This is a genomic window from Pseudomonas sp. TMW22091 (assembly GCF_022496705.1).
GTDB lineage: Bacteria > Pseudomonadota > Gammaproteobacteria > Pseudomonadales > Pseudomonadaceae > Aquipseudomonas > Aquipseudomonas saxonica.
This window is the reverse complement of sequence record NZ_SCFI01000002.1, coordinates 230,967-253,655: the sequence shown is the minus strand read 5'-3', so window position 1 is coordinate 253,655 and position 22,689 is coordinate 230,967. Positions and strand designations below refer to the sequence as shown.

Genomic DNA, 22,689 nt, shown 5'->3' with positions numbered 1-22,689 from the left:
CCATGTAAAAAAGCCCCCGTCCGGACATTCCGGGCGGGGGCTTTTTTGTGTGCGGTGTTTTGCTGTGCGGGTTAGATCCCGTACTGCGCGCGATAGGCTTCTACCGCTGGGAGGTGCTGTTTGAGTGTTGCGTCTTGGGCCAGAAACTCCAGTACCTGGTTGAGCGAAACAATGCTGACGACCGGAATTTTGAAGTCACGCTCAACTTCTTGAATGGCCGACAGCTCGCCGTTGCCACGCTCCTGACGGTTCAGGGCAATCAGTACGCCTGCTGCGTTTGCGCCTTGGGCCTGAATGATCTGCATGACTTCACGGATGGCGGTGCCCGCCGTAATCACGTCGTCGATGATCAGCACGTCGCCTTCAAGCGCAGAGCCAACCAGACTGCCGCCTTCGCCGTGAGCCTTGGCTTCCTTACGGTTGAAACACCACGGCATATCGCGTTCGTGATGTTCCGCCAATGCCACAGCCGTGGTCGCCGCCAAAGGAATACCTTTGTAAGCCGGGCCAAATAGCACGTCGAAGGAAATACCGCTGTCTACGATCGCGGCGGCATAGAAGCGCCCCAGTTGAGCCAGCGCTGAACCGGTGTTGAACAAACCGGCATTGAAGAAGTAAGGACTGGTACGCCCGGACTTCAAGGTGAACTCACCGAAGCGCAAAACGCCGCGATCAATGGCAAAACGGATGAAGTCGCGCTGATACGTTTGCATGAAAAAGGCCCTGGATACCACGGATTTAGCTAATTAGTATGACGGCGTGTATCATACACGCACGTGATTTTTGGGGCCATTTATGCGGATCATCAGTGTGAACGTTAATGGCATTCAGACGGCAGTCGAGCGCGGTTTGCTCAGTTGGCTGCAAGCTCAGAATGCCGACGTTATTTGCCTGCAGGACACCCGCGCCTCCGCCTTTGAGTTGGACGATCCGGCCTACCAGCTGGATGGCTACTTTCTTTATGCCTGCGAAGCTGAAGTTCCTGCCCAAGGTGGCGTGGCTTTGTATTCGCGGTTGCAGCCGAAAGCCGTCATCACGGGGCTTGGCTTCGAAACGGCGGATCGCTACGGGCGCTACCTGCAAGCTGATTTCGACAAGGTCAGCATCGCGACCTTGCTGCTCCCTTCGGGGCAGAATGGCGATGAAGACTTGAATCAAAAATTCAAGTTAATGGACGACTTTGCACGCTATCTGGATAAACAGCGCCGCAAACGTCGCGAGTACATCTATTGCGGCTCGCTGTATGTGGCGCAACAGAAACTCGACGTCAAGAACTGGCGTGACGGCCAGCAATCTCCTGGTTTCCTGGCGCCTGAGCGGGCCTGGATGGATGAGATTGTCGGCAACATGGGCTATGTCGATGCCCTGCGTGAAGTCAGCCGCGAAGGCGACCAGTACAGCTGGTGGCCGGATAACGAACAGGCCGAGATGCTCAATCTGGGCTGGCGTTTCGATTACCAGTTGTTGACGCCGGGCCTGCGCCGCTTTGTCAGAAGCGCTCGTTTGCCGCGTCAGCCACGCTTCTCGCAACATGCGCCGCTGATCGTTGACTACGACTGGACACTGACTATCTAAGTGTTTTCGCCGTCAAAAAAAGGCCCGTATCGGAAGATACGGGCCTTTTTTGTATGCCGAATTTGTCGGGCCCGAGTGATCCGGCGGTCATGCTGTGGCGTTGAGGGATACAGTGCCTACATACCAGGAAACAGCCTGCCAAATTAAGGGAAATGGCTGATAGCAACTTAATAAAGCTGCCCGATACAGTCCGCGGACTTCATCGGTTAGGCCTGTAGAGGTCGCGGTGTCTCCGGCACTTTATTAAGGACATACGCTATGTACATGAGACTTATTCGTCGAGATGATCGCGAACGGCTGGGATTGGACCCGACGGTCTCCGCCCCCCGCGTCCCGCTGAAATGCTTCAAATTGCGGATTTAACAGCACCAACCGTTTCTGGGTTATGTCTAGGTATCGGTGTGACAACGGTTGGTGTTGGGGCATTGGTTTGTGGTGTGCTGGTTGTTGGGAGTGGGTTTCTTGCCGAAGGTGTCACTCTGGGTATGGTAGGCGAAGACGCGGGCGAACTTATTTATGAGATCGTTGAATGAGCATTGAAAAAATAGTGTTTGGCCTTTTAGGTGGAATACTGGTTATAGGTGCAATTATTTGGATTGTTATTGCACTTCGTATTGCTTATACACATTTGAATTTAATGTTGAAGCACCTTGAAAACTCTTCGACAGTCACGACGTTGACACAATTAAAGCAAGGCAGTCTTTGGGGGAGAGTACTGCTTGTGGGCAGTATTTCGAGTGTTCTTACATTTCCTGACTTTTACATTAAAAGAGGCCGTGCCAGTGCTGAGGATATAAGCTTATTTCCCACTCTGCTCAAGCGGAAGTTAGTGGTTTTGCAATGGGGAGGCATTGTAATTATGAGTTCATCCGTATTGTTATTTCTGACTCGCAAAGTCTTTGATTGGCTGAGGTAATCTCGGATGTTTTCGGGCCGACTGAACAAGTGTTGAAGGTGTCGTAGACGGCAAGGACGTGTGGGTAACAGGTGATGCTGAGGCTTGCCGGAAAGTGAAATTTACCGAGGCGGGGGGGGTTGGGGCATCGCTGGACGTGCAACTGCGGGCGCAGTTCTACAGGAACATCTGTCAGAGGCTCCATTGCCCGTTGTTTAACGGCAGCAATCGTTGTTGCTCTTACTGACTTATAAGCTCACCTCAGCGTGCAACGCTGTTCACTAAAGCAAAAACGGCGCCTACCCAAAAATGAGTAAGCGCCGTTTTTCTTGGACTTCACCGCAGCACTGAACAGCAAAACACTTCGGTCAGTGTCTTAAGTAAACAGCAGTGCGCCCCTGCGTGGGCCTTTTTGTCTGGAACCGCGCAGTAACCTTTACTTGATCGGTCGCCACGTGAAGGGATAGCGATAAGCGATTCCGTCATTAGCCTTGACCCCGGCAATTACCACCAGTACGACGGCGCCAATCAGCACCAGCCCCAGCAAGGCAAAGCCGATCAGCACGAACATCAGCACGTAGCAAATGGCCGAAGCTATCGCCACAGTGATCTGGAAGTTCAGGGCTTCCTTGCCTTGGTCGTCGATGAAGGGGTCGCTGTCGCGCTTGAGCTGCCACACGATCAGCGGCCCGATCAGGCTGCCAAACGGGAACCACATCCCCAGGAACGCCGAGAAGTGACAAAACATGGCCCATTTACGAGCGTCGCGGCTCGGTTCGGGTTTTGAAAGGTCCAGCTCGTTCATGGCGTTCTCCAGATAGGGGTTGAAGGCTTGGGCAATCAGTCCGCCAATGCAGCTTGCTGCAGAGCGAAAATCTCGTTCATGCCTTTTTGTGCCAATGCCAGCATGGCGTTCAGTTCTTCAGGCTGGAACGGCGCGCCTTCGGCAGTGCCTTGAACTTCAATGAAACCACCGCTGCTGGTCATGACCACGTTCAGGTCGGTCTCGGCTGCCGAATCTTCAGGGTAGTCGAGGTCAAGCACAGGCACGCCTTGATACATACCCACCGATACCGCTGCAATCATTTGCTTGATCGGGTCGCCACCTTTGAGGCCGCCACGTTTCTTAATGACTTTGAGGGCGTCAACCAGCGCCACCATGGCACCCGTGATCGAGGCCGTGCGCGTGCCACCATCCGCCTGGATTACGTCGCAGTCGACGTACAGGGTAATGTCGCCCAGCTTGGACATATCGAGTGCGGCGCGCAGGGAACGGCCGATCAGGCGCTGGATTTCGAGTGTGCGCCCGCCTTGTTTGCCGCGGCTGGCTTCACGCTGATTCCGGTCACCGGTGGCGCGTGGCAGCATGCCGTACTCGGCGGTTAACCAGCCTTGGCCTTGGCCTTTCAGAAAGCGCGGCACGCCATTCTCGACGCTGACGGTGCAGATGACTTTGGTGTCACCGAACTCGACCAGTACAGAACCCTCTGCGTGTTTGGTGTAGTTGCGGGTGATGCGGATCGAGCGCAGCTGATCGGCAACGCGACCACTTGGACGTTTCATGTGGGATACCTGTACGGGACGGAAAACTGTCGAGCATTATAAAGGGCATGGCTTCATAGAACACGCCTAAAAGCACCCGCCGCCCCTGGCCGCAGCTATACGCCCCTTTGCGCATCGAAAACGGCCTGAACTGCATCAGATATTTCATCTGCGAAAGCTGGCTGAAAGCATTCCCCTCTAACATCCCGTCATCACCGGCATAAGACCGGCCGGCCTGAACTGCATTGCCTCACGCAGTCAGCGCCAAACCCACAACAATAATAAGGGTGACTTTATGCTGACCTTCCTTGGCTTTGCCATGGTCATTACGTTCATGTACCTGATCATGACCAAGCGCCTTTCGGCGCTGATCGCCTTGATTCTGGTGCCTATCCTGTTCGCCGTGTTCGGCGGTTTTGCCCCGAAAATCGGCCCGATGATGCTTGAAGGCATCACCAAACTCGCCCCTACCGGGGTGATGTTGATGTTCGCCATCCTCTACTTCGCCTTGATGATCGACTCCGGCCTGTTTGATCCGGCCGTGCGCAAAATACTCAAACTGGTCAAGGGCGACCCGCTGAAAATTGCCGTGGGCACCGCCGTGCTGGCGCTGGTGGTGTCTCTGGATGGCGATGGGGCAACCACCTACATGATTTGCGTGGCGGCCATGCTGCCGCTCTACAGCCGTATCGGGATGAGCCCGCGGATCATGGCCGGGTTAATCATTCTGGCCGGGGGCGTGATGAACATGACCCCGTGGGGCGGGCCTACTGCGCGCGCTGCCAGTGCGCTGCACGTTGATCCATCCGACATCTTTGTACCCATGATCCCGGCCATGCTCGCGGGCTGTGCGGCCATTCTGGCCATCGCCTGGTGTTATGGCCTGCGCGAACGTGCCCGCCTGGGCGAGTTGCACCTGCAAGGCGATGACGTCGATCACAGCGAAATCAGCGTCTCGCAGTTCCCGGATGCACGCCGTCCGAAGCTGATCTGGTTTAACGGTGCGCTGACCCTTGCCTTGATGATGGCCTTGATTGCGGGTCTGCTGCCCTTACCTGTGTTGTTTATGGTTGCGTTCAGCATTGCCATGATCGTCAACTATCCGTGCCTGCAACAGCAAAAGGATCGGGTCGCGGCCCATGCGGGCAGTGTGCTGGCCGTGGTCGGGTTGATTTTTGCGGCGGGTATTTTTACCGGAATCCTGTCCGGCACGGGCATGGTAGACGCTATGTCCAAAAGCTTGCTGGCGGTTATCCCGCCCGCGCTCGGGCCTTATCTGGCAGTCATTACCGCGTTGGTGAGCATGCCGTTCACCTTCTTCATGTCCAACGATGCGTTCTACTACGGGGTATTGCCGGTGCTGGCAGAAGCCGCCAGTCATTATGGAATTACCGCCGCCGAAATGGCCCGTGCGTCCATTGTCGGGCAGCCCGTGCATTTGCTGAGCCCGTTGGTGCCTTCGACCTACTTGCTGGTGGCGCTGGCCGGTATCGAATTTGGCGATCACCAGCGATTTACCCTCAAATGGGCGATTCTGGTGTGCCTGTGCATCATGGTCGCGGCATTGCTGCTGGGCACCTTTCCATTGTTCAGTACGCTTTAAACCCACACGAACCCGTAGCAGCTGCCGCAGGCTGCGTTCGGTTGCGAAGCGGCCGTAAATACAGAGCGCTCGGTTCTACCGACACGCTGAGGCTTCTGTTTTTTTACGGCGACGCTGTCGCCGAACGCAGCCTGCGGCAGCTGCTACGGAATGTCGTACTGGCAATATATTTCAGAAATGTTTCAAGAGCACGCCAGCTATGCGAAGCTGGCGCTATGCTCGTTTGCCTACTACATCTTAAGAAACATCTGTAGGAATTCCCCGCAGCTATCTGATCCTTCGACACATCCATCACAGGGAGCCAGCATGCTGACCCTGCTCAATTTACTTTCCGCTGTGGCCCTGCTGATCTGGGGCACGCATATCGTACGAACCGGCATTTTGCGGGTTTACGGCACCAACTTGCGTCATGTCATCGGGCGCAATGTTTCCAAACGCATGTTTGCCTTTGTCGCAGGCATTGTCGTGACGGCCATGGTGCAAAGCAGTAACGCCACGGCCATGCTGGTGACGTCCTTCGTCGGCCAAGGGCTGATGGCGCTCACCCCCGCGCTGGCAACCATGCTGGGCGCTGATGTCGGTACCGCGTTAATGGCGCGGGTGCTGACTTTCGACCTTTCATGGCTGTCGCCGCTGCTGATTTTTCTCGGGGTGATTTTCTTTCTCTCACGCAAGCAGACCCGCGCCGGGCAATTGGGCCGCGTCGGTATCGGTCTTGGGCTGATCATTCTTGCGCTACAACTGATTGTTGAAGCCGCAGGCCCCATCACCCACGCCCAAGGCGTGAAGGTGATTTTCGCCTCACTCACCGGCGACTTGCTGCTCGATGCCTTGGTGGGAGCACTTTTCGCGATGGTCTCCTACTCAAGCCTGGCGGCCGTGCTGCTGACCGCAACCCTGGCGGGCGCGGGGGTGATCAGCTTGCACGTGGCCATCGGCCTGGTGATTGGCGCCAACATCGGCAGCGGCGTGCTGGCCCTGCTCAGTACGAACATGCAAAACGCGGCGGGCCGGCAAGTAGCGCTGGGCAGCCTGTTGTACAAGTTGATCGGTTTACTGCTGATCATGCCGGTGCTTGATCCGCTGGTTGAATGGATGGATAGCCTCAATTACAGCGCCCAAGAGCTGGTGATCGGCTTTCACCTGCTCTACAACACGGCGCGGTGCTTTTTGTTGTTGCCCACCGTTGGCGTTATGGCCCGGCTGTGCGCCTGGATGCTGCCCGAGCGCGAACAAACCAATGGCGTCATCAAGCCCCGCCATCTTGATCCCGCTGCACTCGACACACCCAGCCTGGCACTCACCAACGCCGTGCGTGAAACCCTGCGCATTGGCGACGTGATCGACACCATGCTGGTCAATATGCTCGACGTACTGCGCGGTAAACAAACAGCGATCACCCAGCAAATGCGCACCCTCAGCGATGAGGTCGAAGTGCTCTACAGCGCCGTCAAACTCTATCTGGCGCAAATGCCCCGCGAGGACTTGAGCGAGCAGGACAGTCGACGCTGGGCCGAAATTATCGAACTGGCGATTAACCTCAAACTCGCCAGTGACCTGATCGAACGGATGCTGCGTAAAGTCCAGCAGCAGAAAACGTCACAGCGCCGGGCGTTCTCTGAAACCGGGCTTGAAGAGCTGGTGGGCCTGCAAACACACTTGATCGAAAACCTGCGCTTGGGACTGACGGTATTTCTCAACTCAGACCCGCACAGCGCTCGCCAACTGCTGCGCGAGAAACGTCGCTTTCGTGCACAAGAACGGCGTTTGGCCCACGCTCACGTCAGTCGCCTGCAACGAAAAATCACACAAAGTATCGAGACCAGTTCTGTGCATCTTGAACTGATCGCCGATATGCAGCGCCTTAACTCGCTGTTTTGCGGCAGTGCCTATGTGGTGCTTGAAACCTCTGAAATCGGCGCGCTGGAGCTTAATGAAACGGCGGACACTCAACATTCGCCGTGAACGTTGCAGGCCGGGACGTTGTCAGTCTGTAAGCAGCGACTAACCTGCACAGTCTGTTTGACCACCCCGTAGGGATTCAGGGATTTTTTATGCGTTGCCTGCTGTTAATTTGCCTGTTGCTGGGCACCGCCAAAAGCTATGCACTCGATCGTTACAGCGTGGAGGGCTACCAGCTCCCCAATGGCTTGCAACTGATACTCAAGCCGGGCAGCGAGCGCGGGCACGTGGCCATCCGGTTGGTCGTCGGCGTAGGGCTGGACGACTTCAGCTGCGCAGAGCAACAGTTGCCGCATCTGCTGGAGCACTTGCTGTTCAGCGGCACTGACGACACCGGCGAAGGCGGCCTTGAAGAACGCATGCAAGCCCTGGGCGGTGAATGGAATGCCTTTACCAGTCATGCCGACACCACCTTTGTGATTGAAGCACCGGCCAAAAACCAACGAAAAGTGCTCGACCTGCTGCTGGGTCTGCTCACGCGTACCCCGCTGACAGAGCAGCGCATCATCGAAGCCAAGCACGTGGTTGAGCGTGAGGACGGTGGCCATTATTCGCACCTGCAACGCTGGCTCGATCGACAGGACTTGGGCCACAGCGCCAGTAATCAGCTGGCAGTTGAGTTAGGTCTCAAATGCGCCGAGCGCGCCGAAGTGCACAACCTGACCCGCGAGCAACTTCAAGCGGTGCGTCAAGACTGGTACGCCCCCAACAACATGACGCTGATCATTGTGGGTGATCTGGATCGCCTGCTGCCGGCCTACCTGGAACGCACCTACGGCGCTCTCGAACCGGTGGAACCCAGCGAGCACAAACCGCTTGCGGCGATTGATGCCAAGGCCGATGCCGAGCGGGTGCTGATCCGTGGGGTGGTGGGCAATACCGCCAAACTCCACTGGTTACTGCCCGAACCCGTCATTGAGGGCCAAAGTGACGACACGTGGAACCTGCTCAGGGATTATCTGGAGTGGGCGTTGTACAGCGAGCTAAGGCTCAAACAGGGACTGTCGTATGGGCCTTGGGCTGAGCGCGAAGTGTTCGGAGGGGTCGGCTTTTTGAGCCTGAATGCGGACCTGGAGCGCGACGATGTCCCCCGCGCCCGTGACGTCGTTGCGCAACTCAAGGCGAACCTGCTGAAGAATGGCCTCAACCCTGAAATATTTGCCCGCCTCAAAAACGCGGCCGTTTCTCGCCAGGCGTGGGCGTCGCAAGGTAACAGCGCGCTGGCCGATTATTACTGGGCCTCGCTGGGCGACTACGAAGACGGCCACTTTAGCGATCCGGCCAAGCAGCTACAGGCAATCAGCCTTGATCAGGCCAACGTTGCCATGCGTGAGCTGTTCGCTGAACCGGGGTATGTGCGCATCGAGAAGCCTATGTTCAGTTACAACAGCCTGAGCCTGGCCATTTTGGGGGCTCTGGGGGTCATCCTGGTGCTGACCCTGAGTTGGCGGGTGTGGCGCCATCGTCGGCACTGAGCACTAATTGTCACAACCTGAAACGCTTTGATACCGTAAAATAATTGCCATTCGCGGCTGTTCAAATCAGCCGCCAGTGTGCGGAGTATGCATCGTGAGTGATCGTTCCCATCCTTGGCAATTGCAAACCATCGTCAGCCAACTGCGCTCGGCACGTAACCAGTGGCGCACGCAAAACGGGCGCGTCAGCGGTGAGTTGGGCGGCCGTGAGTTGCCCTCGCGTGCGGCAATGGCAGACATTCTGGAAGCCCTGTGCGGCGCCTTGTTTCCGATGCGTCTGGGGCCGGTTGACCTGCGTGAAGAAAGCGAAGATTTCTACGTTGGCCATACGCTCGACGTCGCGCTTAATGCGTTGCTGATTCAGGCGCGGCTGGAGTTGCGTTACGTAGCGCGTCAGGGCGGTCTGCCCGATGATGGCGTGGACGCAACCGCGACGCTGTTGATTCAGGACTTTGCATTGGCCCTGCCCGAACTGCGCAGCATTCTGGACACAGACGTACTGGCGGCTTACCACGGCGACCCGGCAGCGCGCAGCGTCGATGAAGTGTTGTTGTGCTATCCGGGGATTCTGGCGGTGATTCATCACCGGCTGGCTCATCATCTGTACCGTGCCGGGCTGCCGCTGCTGGCGCGCATCAGTGCGGAGATCGCTCATTCGGCCACCGGTATCGACATTCACCCCGGGGCACAGATTGGCCGCAGTTTCTTTATCGACCACGGAACCGGTGTCGTGATTGGTGAGACCGCGATCATTGGCGAGCGGGTAAGGATTTATCAGGCAGTGACCTTAGGGGCCAAGCGTTTCCCGGCCGATGAATCAGGGCAACTACAGAAGGGGCATCCACGCCATCCGATTGTTGAGGATGATGTGGTGATCTATGCCGGTGCGACCATTTTGGGGCGCATTACCATCGGGCAAGGATCGACGATTGGCGGCAATGTGTGGCTGACCCGTAGCGTGCCCCCAGGCAGCAACCTGACCCAGGCCAACTTGCTGCACGATGACGGCACACAGAAATAAAACAGCGCCGTGGGCGAGGGGCTTTTGCTTAAGCCCTTTCCCACACTTCAAAGCTGAACGCGGGCTTACCATCGGCCGCTGCATGCAATTCTTCTGACACCAGCGTCCAGTGCGCCTGATCAAACTCAGGAAACCACGCATCGCCCACCGGGCTCAGGCCCACCCGCGTCAAATACAACCGGTCGGCATCCGCCAAACCCTGGCTGTACAGTTGCGCCCCACCAATCAGCATCACTTCGCTGACGCCCTGCTCTAGAGCCCATTCCTCTGCGCGCTCAATGGCAGCTTCCAGAGAGCCAAACACCTCGGCACCTTCAAGCTGCAGATCGGTCTGACGACTGACCACCAGATTCAAGCGACCCGGCAATGGGCGGCCCAGCGAATCCCAGGTTTTGCGACCCATAATGATCGGCTTGCCCAGCGTAGTAGCTTTGAAATATTTGAAATCCGCAGGCAAATGCCACGGCATGCTGTTATCGACGCCAATCACGCGGTTTTCAGCAAGGGCCGCGATCAGGCTAAGAGGGAGTGTTTTTTTCATGGCGCGAGAATACCAGAGCCAGCCGCACCCGCAGTACCCCGCCTGACTAACAGCGGTTATGCTCATGGCTCACTTGAATGGACTGGCCTGTGACTCAACTCTCCCCATTACAACGCCTTTGGTTGACCGAAACCGTGCGTCTGCGTGAAGAACACGCCGGCCCGCTGGACGACCTTGAAGCTAATCGCCATGCCCGCGCCAGTGGCGCAGACTTGCCCACACGTATTCAAAACCGTGCCCTGTGGCTGGCCGAACGCGATGGTTTGCTGGACGCCATGCAGCATTGGTTGCAAGGCGCACGGCTGGCCTTGCTGGTGTTGGCCATAGTGGCCGTTGTCAGCGGTGCCGGGCTGGCTTTTGCTGCGCTGGGCGATGGCAAAGCGCCCGTTAACGTCTTCTGGGCGCTGGGTAGCTTGCTGGGCTTGAACCTGATTCTGCTGGTCAGTTGGGCGCTCGGCGTGTTGTTTGCCGGGGAGCACGGTGCCAGCCTGGGCCGACTGTGGTTATGGCTGAGCGAAAAGCTTGCGCGTGACGCCAAGGCGGCGCAATTGGGCCCCGCATTAGTACTGTTGCTGCAACGGCGCAAGCTCAATCGCTGGGCACTCGGCGCACTGGTCAATGGCCTGTGGCTGTTGGCGATGCTCAGCGCCCTGGTGATGATGCTCTTGTTGATGGCGACCCGGCGCTACGGCTTTATCTGGGAAACCACCATTCTCGGTGCGGACGTCTTCGTCGCCGCCACCCGCGCACTGGGGGCGCTGCCGAACTGGCTGGGGTTCAGCGTGCCGACCGTGGAGATGATCCGCGTCAGCAATGACACCGCCCTCTACAACAATGAAGTGGTGCGTCAGGCATGGGCGGTCTGGTTGGTGGGTGTGGTGCTGATATACGGCGTGATGCCCCGTCTGTTGCTGGCAGCCTTCTGTCTGTGGCGCTGGAAAAGCGGGCGCCAGGCGCTGCAACTGGACCTCAACCTGCCCGGTTACAGCCCGTTACGCGAGCGCCTGATGCCCAGCAGTGAACGGCTGGGCGTCAACGATATCGCACCCGACCACCTGCATAACGTGAGCGCCGGTAGCAGTGACCTGCAAACCGATGGCGCCTTGATCGTGGCCATTGAATTGGACGATCAGCACCCGTGGCCGCCCCAACTCCCCGCAACGGTCAAGGACGCAGGCATCCTCGACAGCCGCGAATCGCGACAAAAGCTGCTGGAGCAGATGACCCGCTTTCCCCCAAGCCGACTGGCCATCGCCTGCGACCCGCGCCGCTCACCGGACCGCGGCAGTCTGGCGTTGATGGGTGAGCTGGCCCGCAGCGCTAGCGAAACACGCGTCTGGCTGTTGCAAGCCCCGCCCGGCCAGGCGCTGGACGCTGATCGCCTGAGCGACTGGCACACTGCACTGGAACAGCTAGGGCTGCCGTACGCCGCCAGCGCTCCGTTGAACTGGTTGGAGAAGGGTCATGACTAAACCACTTACGCTGGCCGTGGTGGGCCATACCAACGTTGGTAAAACTTCGTTGCTGCGCACCCTGACCCGTGATGTTGGCTTTGGTGAAGTGTCCCATCGCCCCAGCACCACACGTCATGTTGAGGGTGCACGACTATCAGTGGACGGTGAACCGCTGCTGGAGCTCTACGACACACCGGGGCTGGAAGACGCCATTGCGCTGCTCGACTATCTGGAACGCCTCGACCGCCCCGGCGAGCGGCTTGATGGCCCGGCACGGGTGGCCCGCTTTCTCGACGGCAGCGAGGCGCGTCAGCGCTTTGAGCAAGAAGCCAAAGTGCTGCGCCAACTGTTGGCCTCTGATGCTGGCCTGTATGTGATCGATGCCCGCGAGCCAGTGCTGGCTAAATACCGCGACGAATTGAGCGTGTTGTCCAGCTGCGGCAAGCCGCTACTGCCCGTGCTCAACTTCGTCAGCAGCCCGCAGCACCGCGAGCCGGAGTGGCGTGACGCCTTGGCCCGGCTGGGCCTGCATGCACTGGTGCGGTTTGACAGCGTGGCCCCGCCTGAAGATGGCGAGCGCCGTTTATATGAAAGCCTCGCCCTGTTGCTGGAGCATTCTCGGGACGCCTTGCAGCGCTTGCTGACCGACCAGGAAGCACAGCGCGAAGCCCGCAAGCGCAGCGCCTTGCGCCTGATTGCCGAATTGTTGATCGACTGCGCGGCCTGTCGCCGCAGCGTGGCCAGCGAGAAGGCCATTGAACAACAGGCGATCAATCAACTGCGCGAAGCCGTGCGCCAGCGCGAACAACGCTGTGTTGAAGCCTTGCTCAAACTCTATGGCTTTCGCTCCAATGACGCCTCGGCTAGCGACCTGCCATTGCTGGACGGACGCTGGGGCAACGATTTGTTCAACCCTGAAACCCTCAAGCAATTGGGCGTGCGTGTAGGCAGCGGCGTTGCCGCGGGTGCCGCTGCTGGCGCGGGTGTGGACTTGATGGTCGGTGGTCTGACACTGGGCGCCGCCGCACTGGCGGGTGCAATTGCCGGGGGCGCGCTGCAAACCGCGCGCAGTTATGGCAGCCGCCTGCTTGGCAAACTCAAGGGCCAACGGGAATTGACCGTGGACGACAGCGTGCTGCGCTTGCTGGCCCTGCGCCAACGTCAATTGCTGCATGCGCTGAATGCGCGCGGGCATGCGGCGGTAGACAGCATCAAAGTGGCTACGCCTGAGGACAAAACCTGGCGCGAAGGCAAACTGCCCGAGGCGTTAAAAAAAGCCAGGGCACACCCGCAATGGTCGTCGCTCAACCCGCATCCCAAGCTAAGTCAGGCCGAGCGACAGGAGCAGATTGAGGCATTGGCACAACAGATATAGCATCGCCACTTTTGCGTAGCCGTTGCCGAAGGCTGCGGCTACAGAGTAAGCAGGCGCAGGGCTTTGTCCTTGAGCATGTGCAGATCAATCAACGGCACGTGCACTTGCTTGGCCTGCTCGTCCCACGCCCGCATTCGCAAACTGATAGCACACAACGGGTCACGCTCGAACGCATCCGCCTCGGCTTCAGTCATGATTCCCCCCTGATACGCCAAGGTGCGAACACTCGCTTCACTCAACAGCGCGTAATAGCCGGGTTGCCGCAGGGTTAGATAGCGCTTGGCCTGCACGTGATATTCCACCAGTCTGGCAACCCGTTCACTGAACCCTGCCCGACGCAGATAATCCGCGCCCAAGCGCTCGTGACTGACCACCCCGTATCCGCCCATGTTCTGTGTCTCATCGCCACAGAAGTGCCCAATATCGTGAAAAAAAGCCGCCAACACCACTTCATCATCACAGCCTTCATCGAGCGCCAGCTGCGCGGCCTGTGACATGTGCTCAATCTGTGACACCGGCTCGCCGATGTAATCTTCAGCGCCGTGTTGCTGATACAACCCAAAAACGGCTTCAACCACGTGCTGCGCAGCCGTCATGCGCTTTCTCCCAGCAGGCGAGCGATATGAGCCTCAGCCATCGCAGGCCCGACACTCATGCCAACCCCCGTTTGCATCAGCGCAGCACTCAACCCCGGCTCAACGTCCAGACACGTGAAGGGCTTGGCACCCCGAGCGCCGTATACACCCTGCCAACGCTCAATCACCTGAACTTCGCAACCAAGGGTCTCTTCACACAGTTGCAGCATCCAGTTATCGACCTGTTCGCCGTTGAACGGTGAGGAATCGCGACTGTAATCATGGGAATCGCCGATGATGAGATCACCATAAGGGGTGGGACTGACCAGCAGATGGATGCCGTGCTGATCCAGATGAGGGCTGTCACGCAGGATTTCCGACTGCACGGCCGCTGCTTGCGGCAAGTCGGCAAACGCACCGTAATGCACGCAACTAAGCCCGGTCAGCAACGCATGCTGCAGGTTCAGTTCGACCTTGGGGCGCACCCGCAGCATTTGCAGGCGACAGGTCTGCGGGTTGAGCCTGGCCAGCGGTTCGGCCAAGAGCGTCAGGTAGTCGTGGCCTGCACAGACAATCACCTGTGCACCATGGAAGCGGCCTGCCGTCGTGTGAACCTGTCCCGGCTCAACGTCGCGGACCAGGGTCGAGAAGTGGAATTCCACCCCCAGCTCGCGTTGCAGGTAGTGGACCAGCGCCGGGATGGCTTCGCGTGAATACACCAGTTGGTCGTCAAGGCCGTGCAATGCGGCCCGGTGATGATTGAACCGGCCGTCGTAAAGGGTATTGAGCTCGGCACCGCGCAGCAGCTCGACACGGTAGTCATACTCGCGCGCCCGGCCTTGGCAAAATGCCTCCAGCACGTGTTCTTCAGCTTCAGTGCGGGCGAACAGGTACGAGCCGTTACGCTTGAGATCAAAGCCCGCGTGGCGCGACCACTCGGCCCAGATGCTGCGGCTGGCACGGGCCAGATCGAGCATTTCGCCCGGCGGCTGGCCGGTGACCAATGCCTGGCCAAAGTTACGCACTGAGGCACCCAGTGGCGTACCGGTGCGCTCGAAAACCTGAACCTTGAGTCCCCGTTTGGCGGCAGCGAATGCGTGGGACAACCCCAGAATGCCTGCGCCAACGATAAGGATTGATTGCGAGTGGGGCATGTTGAAGTCCTTGAATAACCACGACCCTCACCCCAGCCCTCTCCCAGAGGGAGAGGGCGCAGATATGGGTCGTACACACGATTGAGTCACTCCCTCGGTCCAGCCCCCTCTCCCTCTGGGAGAGGGTTGGGGTGAGGGTGATTATTGCGCCGCTTTCTCAGACTTGCCGTCATAGCGCTTGCGCCACTCAGCCAGAATGCTGTCGCGGTTCTTCGAAGCCCAGGCGAAATCATTTTTGATCAGCCGCTGCTCATAATCCGCAGGCAATTCAGTTTGCGGCTTGGCAATCCCCGGCTGCGCCAGCACGGCAAAGTTCTCTTTATAAAGGTCCATCGCGGCTGCGCTGGCAGAGAAATCAGCCAGCTTTTTCGCCGCTTCTTCGTGCGGTGTACCTTTGATCACCGCCGTGGCTTCAATCTCCCAGCCCAAACCTTCCTTCGGTAACACGATGTCCAGCGGCGCGCCCTGACGCTTCAGCTGCACGGCCGGGTATTCAAACGAAATCCCGATCGGGAATTCGCCCGCAGCCGCCAATTTGCATGGCTTGGAACCTGAGTGAACGTACTGGCCGATGTTCTGGTGCAACTCGTCCATAAACTGCCAACCCTGCTTCTCGCCGAAGGTCTGCAACCAAGCGCTCACATCCAGAAAACCCGTGCCGGATGAGGCGGGGTTGGGCATTACGATCTTGCCCTTGTACTCGGGCTTGGTCAGGTCCTGCCAGCTCACCGGCTTGGTCAGCCCCTGCTTTTCAGCCTCGATGGTATTAAAGCAAATGGTCGCGGCCCACACGTCCATCCCTACCCAGGCTGGCGGGTTGGCCGTATCGCGGTAGTTAGGGCCGATTTTGCCCAGATCTTTGGGCGCATAGCTTTGCAACATGCCCTGCTGATCAAGAATAGCCAGGCTGGACGCCGCCAACCCCCAGACCGCGTCAGCTTGCGGGCGGTCTTTTTCAGCCAGCAATTTGGCCGTGATGATGCCGGTGGAATCGCGCACCCATTTGATTTCAATGTCCGGGTTGGCTTTCTCGAAAGCCTGCTTGTAGGTTTTCAACTGCTCGGCTTCAAGCGCCGTGTATACGGTCAATCCGGTTTTCGCAGCAAACGCATTAAAGCTAAAGGCAGTGAGGACAGCAGCGGCAAGAGCCAGTGGCTTGAACATGGTGCGGTTCCTTTGGGGTTTTTATGAGTTATTGCTCAGGAGCGCCCTGACGCCAGGCTTGGGAGCGACGCAGTACGCCACGTGAGGCCCAGGCCAACAGCAGGGAAACACCCACTGAAGTGAACAGAATCAGGGTCAACATGGCCGCAGCACCGCCCACGTTGCCGGCGTCGTCCATGTTCAGTACTGCCACCGCCGCGAGGATCGTATCGGGGCTGTAGAGGAAGATCGCTGCCGAGACCGTGGTCATCGCCGAGACAAACAGGTAGCGCACAATATCGAGCAGCGCAGGCAGGCAAATCGGCACGGTGACGCGCCAGTAATGCCGATACAGCGGCGCCTTGAGCGACAACGCAGCGGCTTCGAACTCACTGTCGAGCTGGCGCAGGGCCGTGGTGGCGGTCATCTGAGCGGTGGTCAAATAGTGAGCAATGGTGCACACCACCAGCAGCGCCATGGTCCCGTAGAACACATGAAGCGGGTTGTCCGGCAGGTTGAAAAAGAACACATAGCCCAACCCCAGCACTAAACCCGGCACCGCCATCGGCACAAAGCTGAGCATGCGCAATGCCAGGTTCAGGCTCTTCTGGCCGTTGGTTTTTTCCATCAGGTAAGCGCCGGTGAAAATCACCACGCTGCCAATCAAGGCGACACAAACCGCCATCGTTACGCTGTTACGATAGGCCAGCCAGCCGCCACCGGCCGTGTCATTGAACTGGTAGTGACTCAGCGATAACGACAAGTTATACGGCCAGAATTTGACCAGCGATGAGTAGACCGCCATGCCGAACACCAGCAGCAAGATGGCGCAAATCAGCAGCACAATGGTCAGATAGCAGCGGTCACGAACCTTCGACGGCTGCGGCTTGAACACTTGAGCTCGACCGCTCATAGCGTCGCCGTGCTGGCGGCGCAACCACGCATCAACCCCGAAGCTGAACAGCGCAGGCAGCAGCAGCACCATGCCTATCAAGGCACCTCGGCCAAATTGTTGCTGCCCCACTACCGCTTTGTAGGCTTCCAGCGCCAGCACTTGATAGTCACCGCCCACCACAACGGGTACGCCGAAGTCGGTTATGGTCAGTGTGAACACCAGGCAGAAGGCCGCAAACACGGCTTGCTTGGTGCCCGGCCAGGTAATGCTGCGAAACGCTTTGAAAGGGCCAGCGCCCATGCTTGAGGCTGCGTCGAATAACCGGGCATCGGCCAACGACAGCGCTGACAGCAAAATCATCAACGCATGGGGAAAGGTGTAAATCGCCTCGCCCAGCACGATCCCCCAAAAACCGTAGATGTTGTCCGCAATCAGCCCGCGCAACAGGCCCTGATTACCGAACAGATACACCAGCGCAATACCCGGCAACATCGACGGTGCCATCAGCGGTAACAACGACAGCCCGCGCCAGATGCGCTTGCCGGGAATCATTGTGCGTTGCAGGGCGTAGGCAAACAGGTAGGCCAGCGGCACCACAATCGCCGCCACGCTGAGGGACACTTTCAAACTGTTGCCGACCAACCAGTGGAAGTTGTCGCTGGTGACTAACTCCCGCGCGGCAATCCAGCCACCCCCCTGGCCCTCTTCGGCGCTGAAGCCGCGCCAGAAAATCGCCAGCAACGGCATCAAGACCGCGACGATCAATAACAGCAGTAGCAGCAGCTTGCCGCCCACCACGAATATCCGGTCACCCAGTTCAGCCCTTGAGACCTGTCTGCCGGGCAATGGCAGCGCCCTGTCAGCGGCCATCTTAAGCGAAGACCTGCAAGCTGCTCGGCGGCAAGGCAACCAAGATGTCCTGCGTGCCAAGACGCGGCATGTCTTGGGTGCCCACTTCAACGGTCAGCGCATGACCGGGTAGGTGATTGAGCTCAAAACTCATGCGACAACGATTGCCCAGAAAGGTGATTTCCTGAATCCGCGCCGGGAACAGGTTCTCTTCATGGTGCTGCGGGTTGACACTGATTGCTTCGGGCCGGCAAAACAAGCGACCCGACGCCGCTCGCCCGGCATCGGCGGCCAGACGCATGTTCAGGCCACCGACCTGGGCGTGGGTGTCGTTGCGATGTTGAAAAGGCAACCAATTACCTTGCCCCACGAACTCGGCTACAAATGGTGTGGCAGGTTTGTCGTAAATCTCTTGCGGGGTGGCGTATTGCTCAACCTGACCATTGTTCATGACGGCGATACGATCAGCCATCAACATGGCTTCATCCTGGTTGTGGGTAACCATCAACGTAGTGATGCCCAGGCTGCGCTGCAGTTGGCGCAACTCGGTGCACAAATGCTCCCGCACACGGGCATCGAGCGCCGACATCGGCTCATCGAGCAGCAACAAAGAAGGCGCCGGTGCCAAGGCGCGAGCCAGTGCGACACGCTGCTGCTGGCCGCCTGAAAGCTGGCCGGGAAATTTCTTTTCACTGCCGGTCAGTCCCACCAGTTCCAGCATCTCGGCCACACGTTTACGCAGCACCTCGCGTTGACTGCCGACGAGGCCGTAGGCGATGTTGGCTTCTACAGTCAGATTGGGAAACAGTGCGTAGGACTGGAACAAGATGCCGTAATCGCGCGCCTGCGGAGCCAGGTCAGACACATCGCGATCGCCCAAATAGAGAACACCGCTGTCCTGACGTTCAAGGCCTGCTATGCAGCGCAGCAGAGTGGTTTTACCGCAACCGGATGGCCCAAGCAGGCACACCAGTTCACCTGCGGCCACCTCCAGCGAGACGTTATCCAGTGCGGTGAAAGCGCCAAAGCGCTTGCTCACGTCACGCACCGTCATCGGTACGCCGGGTTGGGTCAAAGCGGTTGCAGTCGAACGGTTCATGGATGCACCTCATCAAGCAGATGAAGGCCATCCTAGAGAAGCAATGCGTACGGGATGTGGCAGCAAGGCAAAAACTGCCGATAGTGGTATTGGTGGATTTGGCTAGCCCCAACCCTCTCCCGGAGGGAGAGGGAGCTCGATCTGTGGCATAGCCAAAATCTGCTTTTGCCTTTAGTCCCCTCGCCCTCTGGGAGAGGGAGCTCGCTGTTGCCTTTAGTCCCCTCGCCCTCTGGGAGAGGGAGCTCGCTGTTGCCTTTAGTCCCCTCTCCCTCTGGGAGAGGGCTAGGGTGAGGGGCTTTTGATGTTGTTAGTCAGCACCCCGCCATTTCCTGCGCCAAACCCAAAAACGCCGCCGGCAAGCGCGCCGATTTACGCTCTTTTAGGCAGTACAGGTACTCGGAGATCACCGGCGCATTTTCCAGCGTCAGCACCTTCAGTTGCGGGTCATGCGGCACTTCCTGACGGGCAATGATGCTGATACCGATATTGCGCAGCACTGCTTCGCGGATCGACTCGCGACTGCCAATTTCCAGCAACGGGCCATAGCCAACACCCGCCTCTTCAAGCAGTTTTTCAGTGAGCTTACGCGTCGTCGAACCCGATTCGCGCATCAATAAACAATGCCCCGCCAGCGCGCTCAGCGGCACATGATCAAGCTTGGCCAACGGATGAGTGCGGTGCACCGCCAGCACCAGCGGATCGGCGCCCAGCAACCGGCGGATCAGCCTTGGATCTTCGAGCAATTGCGATGACGCAGCAATATCGACCCGGTATTCGTCCAGCGCCTCCAGCACTTGCTGCGAGTTGCCAATGTCCACCGACACGTCAATCTGCGGCAAGCGTTGGCGAAAGGTTTTTACCAGGTCAAGAATGTAATACGGCGCTGTGGCGGCAAGGCGCAAGGTGCCGCTGCCCTGACCACTGTTGCGCAGAAAGAACTCAATCTCGGCTTCTTGTTGCATCAAGGCCTTGACCATCGGCAACAAACTTACGCCTTCATCGCTGAGGGTCAGGCGCCGACCGCCGCGGAAAAACAGCTCCACGGCGTATTGGCTCTCAAGCTGTCGAATCTGTGTGGTCACGGTTGGCTGACTAAGCCCAAGCTTTTTAGCGGCCTGAGTAATGCTGCCCAGTTGGGCGACCCGGTAAAACGCTTTCAGCTCGGCACTCAGCACTACGGCCTCTCTTGGTCTATTTACGCAACAGGCGCAAACCGTTAAACACCACCAACAAACTGACGCCCATGTCGGCAAAGACGGCCATCCACATGGTGGCCATGCCGAGGAAGGTTACCGCAAGGAAGATCCCTTTGATGACCAAGGCCAAGGCAATGTTCTGCTTGAGGATGCTGGAGGTCTGACGTGACAAACGAATGAATGCCGGTATCTTGCGCAGATCATCGTCCATCAAGGCGACATCGGCCGTCTCAATGGCGGTGTCTGTGCCGGCAGCGGCCATGGCAAAGCCGATCTCGGCACGTGCCAGGGCAGGCGCATCATTGATCCCGTCACCCACCATGCCAACGTGATGACCTTGGGCGTACAGCGCTTCAATCGCCTTGAGTTTATCCTCCGGCAGCAAGTTGCCTTGCGCCTGGTCGATGCCCACTTGTTCTGCGATTGCCTTGGCTGTATGCGGATTGTCGCCGGTCAGCATCAGGGTCTTGATGCCCAGTTCATGCAACTCGCGTATAGCCTGGCGGCTACTGTCCTTGACGGTATCGGCGACTGCAAACAGCGCCATCGGCCCTGAACGGTCGCACAACAGAATAACGGTCTTGCCCTGTTCTTCCAGCGCAAAGAGTTTTTCTTCAAGCTCGGGCGAACACAACTCCAGTTCTTCCACCAGACGATGATTGCCCAAGTGGTACAGCTTGCCGTCGATTTCGCCACGTACACCACGCCCTGCCAGGGCCATGAAGTTATCCACAGCGAGTAGTGACACGTTGTTATCCACAGCCGCGGTGGCCACGGCCAGTGACACCGGATGGTCCGAACGGCTGGCCAGGCTTGCGGCAAGTAACAAGGCCGTGTCAGCAAACAGCGGATCAAGCACCACGTAATCGGTTTGCACCGGTTTGCCGTGGGTGATCGTGCCGGTTTTGTCGAGGGCCAGAAAGTCGAGTTTGTGGCCACTTTCGAGGTAAACCCCGCCTTTGACCAAAATGCCCTTACGCGCCGCTGCCGCCAACCCGCTGACTATAGTCACCGGGGTCGAAATCACCAGTGCACACGGGCATGCCACCACCAGCAGCACCAACGCGCGATAGACCCAGTCAAACCACACACCGCCCATGAAAAGGGGCGGAATCACAGCCACCGCCAACGCGAAGATAAACACCACAGGGGTATAGATTTTCGCGAAGCTGTCGACAAACCGTTGCGTCGGCGCCCGTGCACCTTGTGCTTGCTCTACGGCGTGAATGATGCGCGCCAGCGTGGAGTTGCTGGCCGCGGCCGTGACCCGGTACTCCAGCGCTCCGGCCTGATTGATGGTGCCGGCAAACACTTTGTCGCCCACCGTTTTCTCGATGGGCAGGCTTTCGCCGGTAATCGGCGCCTGATCAATGGTTGAGCTACCCGCCACCACTTCGCCGTCCAGCCCGATTCGCTCACCGGGCCGCACACGCACGATCTCCCCTAGCGCGACGTCTTTCACCTCGCGCTCTACCCACGTGCCATCCGCTTGCTGCACAGTGGCTTTATCCGGAGCCATTTGCATCAGTCCCCCGATGGCATTGCGTGCCCGGTCGAGGGATTTGGCTTCGATCAGTTCAGCCACGGTAAACAGGAACATCACCATGGCCGCTTCAGGCCATTGACCAATCAATACCGCGCCGGTCACGGCGATACTCATCAAGGCATTGATGTTCAGGTTGAGGTTCTTCAGGGCAATCCAGCCCTTTTTGTACGTGGTCAGGCCGCCGCTCAGAATAGAAACCAACGCCACCAGGGCAATTACCCAAGTCGGTGCAGCATCGGTGAAGTGCAGGACTTCAGCGGCCAACGCACACACACCGGCCACGGCCAGCGGCCACCAGTGTTTCTTGGCAACGGGTGCTGGAGGGGTGTCGGTGTCCGACTCCAGCGGATCGGCCTGCATGCCGAGGGACTTGATGGCCGCAACAATCGGATCAGTGGTCGGCAAATCGTGGGTGACACCCAGCACCCGATTGATCAGGTTGAACTCCAGCTGTTGCACACCGGCCAGCTTGCCCAACTTGTTCTGAATCAGGGTCTGCTCGGTCGGGCAATCCATGGCTTCAATGCGAAAGCTGCTCAGGCGAGCGCCCGCTGTTGGCGCCGCGCTCAGCTTGATCACGCTTGGCGCAGCGGTGCTTGAGCAGCAGCTGTGCCCATGGCTGGCATGATCATGTTTTTCTTCATGGCCGTGATCATGGTCATGGTCATGGTCATGGTCATGACCTGCGTGGGGTTTGTGTGGGGTGTGAATGGAGTCGCTCATCAGGTTGCGTCCAATAAAGGTGCTTATTGCCAAGTAAAGACCCTGTAGCCACTATAGGGTCAAGCA

General features: G+C 58.3%; 19 protein-coding genes. 8 read left to right on the top strand and 11 right to left on the bottom strand.

Annotation, left to right across the window (positions count from 1 at the left end; genetic code table 11):
- Positions 1 to 71: 71 nt before the first annotated feature.
- Positions 72 to 713: an orotate phosphoribosyltransferase gene (gene pyrE / locus EQV93_RS04880; RefSeq protein WP_122786259.1), complete on the bottom strand. Its 642-nt coding sequence runs from the start codon at positions 711 to 713 to the stop codon at positions 72 to 74.
- A gap of 82 nt (positions 714 to 795) precedes the next feature.
- On the opposite strand from pyrE, the gene EQV93_RS04875 reads away from it, so the two are divergent.
- Complete coding sequence (locus tag EQV93_RS04875) at positions 796 to 1,575, top strand: exodeoxyribonuclease III (protein ID WP_122786258.1); 780 nt, start codon at positions 796 to 798, stop codon at positions 1,573 to 1,575.
- A gap of 529 nt (positions 1,576 to 2,104) precedes the next feature.
- Complete coding sequence (locus EQV93_RS04870; protein WP_122786257.1) at positions 2,105 to 2,491, top strand: hypothetical protein; 387 nt, start codon at positions 2,105 to 2,107, stop codon at positions 2,489 to 2,491.
- A 415-nt stretch (positions 2,492 to 2,906) separates the two neighbouring features.
- On the opposite strand, the gene EQV93_RS04865 is transcribed toward EQV93_RS04870, so the two are convergent.
- Together EQV93_RS04865 and rph are read right to left on the bottom strand one after the other, a co-directional pair.
- A complete protein-coding gene (locus EQV93_RS04865; protein WP_146385592.1) occupies positions 2,907 to 3,275 on the bottom strand; it encodes a DUF4870 domain-containing protein in 369 nt (122 codons plus the stop codon).
- A gap of 35 nt (positions 3,276 to 3,310) precedes the next feature.
- On the bottom strand, positions 3,311 to 4,033 hold the full coding sequence (rph, locus tag EQV93_RS04860) for a ribonuclease PH (RefSeq protein ID WP_122786255.1): 723 nt from the start codon (positions 4,031 to 4,033) through the stop codon (positions 3,311 to 3,313).
- 274 nt (positions 4,034 to 4,307) lie between these two features.
- Here rph and EQV93_RS04855 point away from each other — a divergent pair, with 274 nt between their 5' ends.
- The 4 genes from EQV93_RS04855 to epsC all read left to right on the top strand — a co-directional run bounded on the left by EQV93_RS04855 (position 4,308) and on the right by epsC (position 10,073).
- Entirely contained in the window at positions 4,308 to 5,615 is a 1,308-nt protein-coding gene (locus EQV93_RS04855; RefSeq protein WP_240890972.1) for a CitMHS family transporter, read from the top strand.
- A gap of 306 nt (positions 5,616 to 5,921) precedes the next feature.
- Positions 5,922 to 7,580, top strand: a complete 1,659-nt coding sequence (locus tag EQV93_RS04850) for a Na/Pi cotransporter family protein (RefSeq protein ID WP_122786253.1) — start codon at positions 5,922 to 5,924, stop codon at positions 7,578 to 7,580.
- An 89-nt stretch (positions 7,581 to 7,669) separates the two neighbouring features.
- On the top strand, positions 7,670 to 9,052 hold the full coding sequence (locus EQV93_RS04845) for a M16 family metallopeptidase (RefSeq protein ID WP_240890971.1): 1,383 nt from the start codon (positions 7,670 to 7,672) through the stop codon (positions 9,050 to 9,052).
- A gap of 94 nt (positions 9,053 to 9,146) precedes the next feature.
- Complete coding sequence (gene epsC / locus EQV93_RS04840) at positions 9,147 to 10,073, top strand: serine O-acetyltransferase EpsC (protein ID WP_240890970.1); 927 nt, start codon at positions 9,147 to 9,149, stop codon at positions 10,071 to 10,073.
- Positions 10,074 to 10,101: 28 nt separating this feature from the next.
- On the opposite strand, the gene EQV93_RS04835 is transcribed toward epsC, so the two are convergent.
- Positions 10,102 to 10,614 carry a dihydrofolate reductase gene (locus EQV93_RS04835; protein ID WP_240890968.1) on the bottom strand — a complete coding sequence of 171 codons (513 nt, stop codon included), beginning with the start codon at positions 10,612 to 10,614 and terminating at the stop codon, positions 10,102 to 10,104.
- An 89-nt stretch (positions 10,615 to 10,703) separates the two neighbouring features.
- Between EQV93_RS04835 and EQV93_RS04830 the strand changes: the two genes are divergently transcribed.
- Together EQV93_RS04830 and EQV93_RS04825 are read left to right on the top strand one after the other, a co-directional pair.
- Positions 10,704 to 12,086, top strand: a complete 1,383-nt coding sequence (locus EQV93_RS04830; protein ID WP_240890966.1) for a DUF2868 domain-containing protein — start codon at positions 10,704 to 10,706, stop codon at positions 12,084 to 12,086.
- On the top strand, positions 12,079 to 13,443 hold the full coding sequence (locus EQV93_RS04825) for a GTPase/DUF3482 domain-containing protein (protein WP_146385602.1): 1,365 nt from the start codon (positions 12,079 to 12,081) through the stop codon (positions 13,441 to 13,443). The genes EQV93_RS04830 and EQV93_RS04825 overlap by 8 nt, the downstream gene beginning before the upstream one ends.
- Before the next feature lie 38 nt (positions 13,444 to 13,481).
- On the opposite strand, the gene EQV93_RS04820 is transcribed toward EQV93_RS04825, so the two are convergent.
- The 7 genes from EQV93_RS04820 to EQV93_RS04790 all read right to left on the bottom strand — a co-directional run bounded on the left by EQV93_RS04820 (position 13,482) and on the right by EQV93_RS04790 (position 22,623).
- Positions 13,482 to 14,039 carry a phosphonate degradation HD-domain oxygenase gene (locus EQV93_RS04820; RefSeq protein WP_240890964.1) on the bottom strand — a complete coding sequence of 186 codons (558 nt, stop codon included), beginning with the start codon at positions 14,037 to 14,039 and terminating at the stop codon, positions 13,482 to 13,484.
- Positions 14,036 to 15,172, bottom strand: coding sequence for a TIGR03364 family FAD-dependent oxidoreductase (locus EQV93_RS04815; protein WP_240890962.1), 1,137 nt, complete (start codon positions 15,170 to 15,172; stop codon positions 14,036 to 14,038). Before EQV93_RS04815 ends, EQV93_RS04820 begins: the two co-directional genes overlap by 4 nt.
- A gap of 141 nt (positions 15,173 to 15,313) precedes the next feature.
- Positions 15,314 to 16,336 (bottom strand): putative 2-aminoethylphosphonate ABC transporter substrate-binding protein, encoded by a 1,023-nt coding sequence (locus EQV93_RS04810; protein ID WP_146385608.1) that lies wholly within the window; start codon positions 16,334 to 16,336, stop codon positions 15,314 to 15,316.
- A gap of 28 nt (positions 16,337 to 16,364) precedes the next feature.
- Complete coding sequence (locus tag EQV93_RS04805; protein ID WP_240890960.1) at positions 16,365 to 18,080, bottom strand: putative 2-aminoethylphosphonate ABC transporter permease subunit; 1,716 nt, start codon at positions 18,078 to 18,080, stop codon at positions 16,365 to 16,367.
- Between the two features lies 1 nt (position 18,081).
- Entirely contained in the window at positions 18,082 to 19,158 is a 1,077-nt protein-coding gene (locus EQV93_RS04800) for a putative 2-aminoethylphosphonate ABC transporter ATP-binding protein (protein ID WP_240890958.1), read from the bottom strand.
- A gap of 311 nt (positions 19,159 to 19,469) precedes the next feature.
- Positions 19,470 to 20,333, bottom strand: a complete 864-nt coding sequence (locus EQV93_RS04795; RefSeq protein ID WP_122786243.1) for a LysR family transcriptional regulator — start codon at positions 20,331 to 20,333, stop codon at positions 19,470 to 19,472.
- Positions 20,334 to 20,349: 16 nt separating this feature from the next.
- Entirely contained in the window at positions 20,350 to 22,623 is a 2,274-nt protein-coding gene (locus EQV93_RS04790) for a heavy metal translocating P-type ATPase (protein WP_240890957.1), read from the bottom strand.
- Between the last annotated feature and the right edge of the window lie 66 nt (positions 22,624 to 22,689).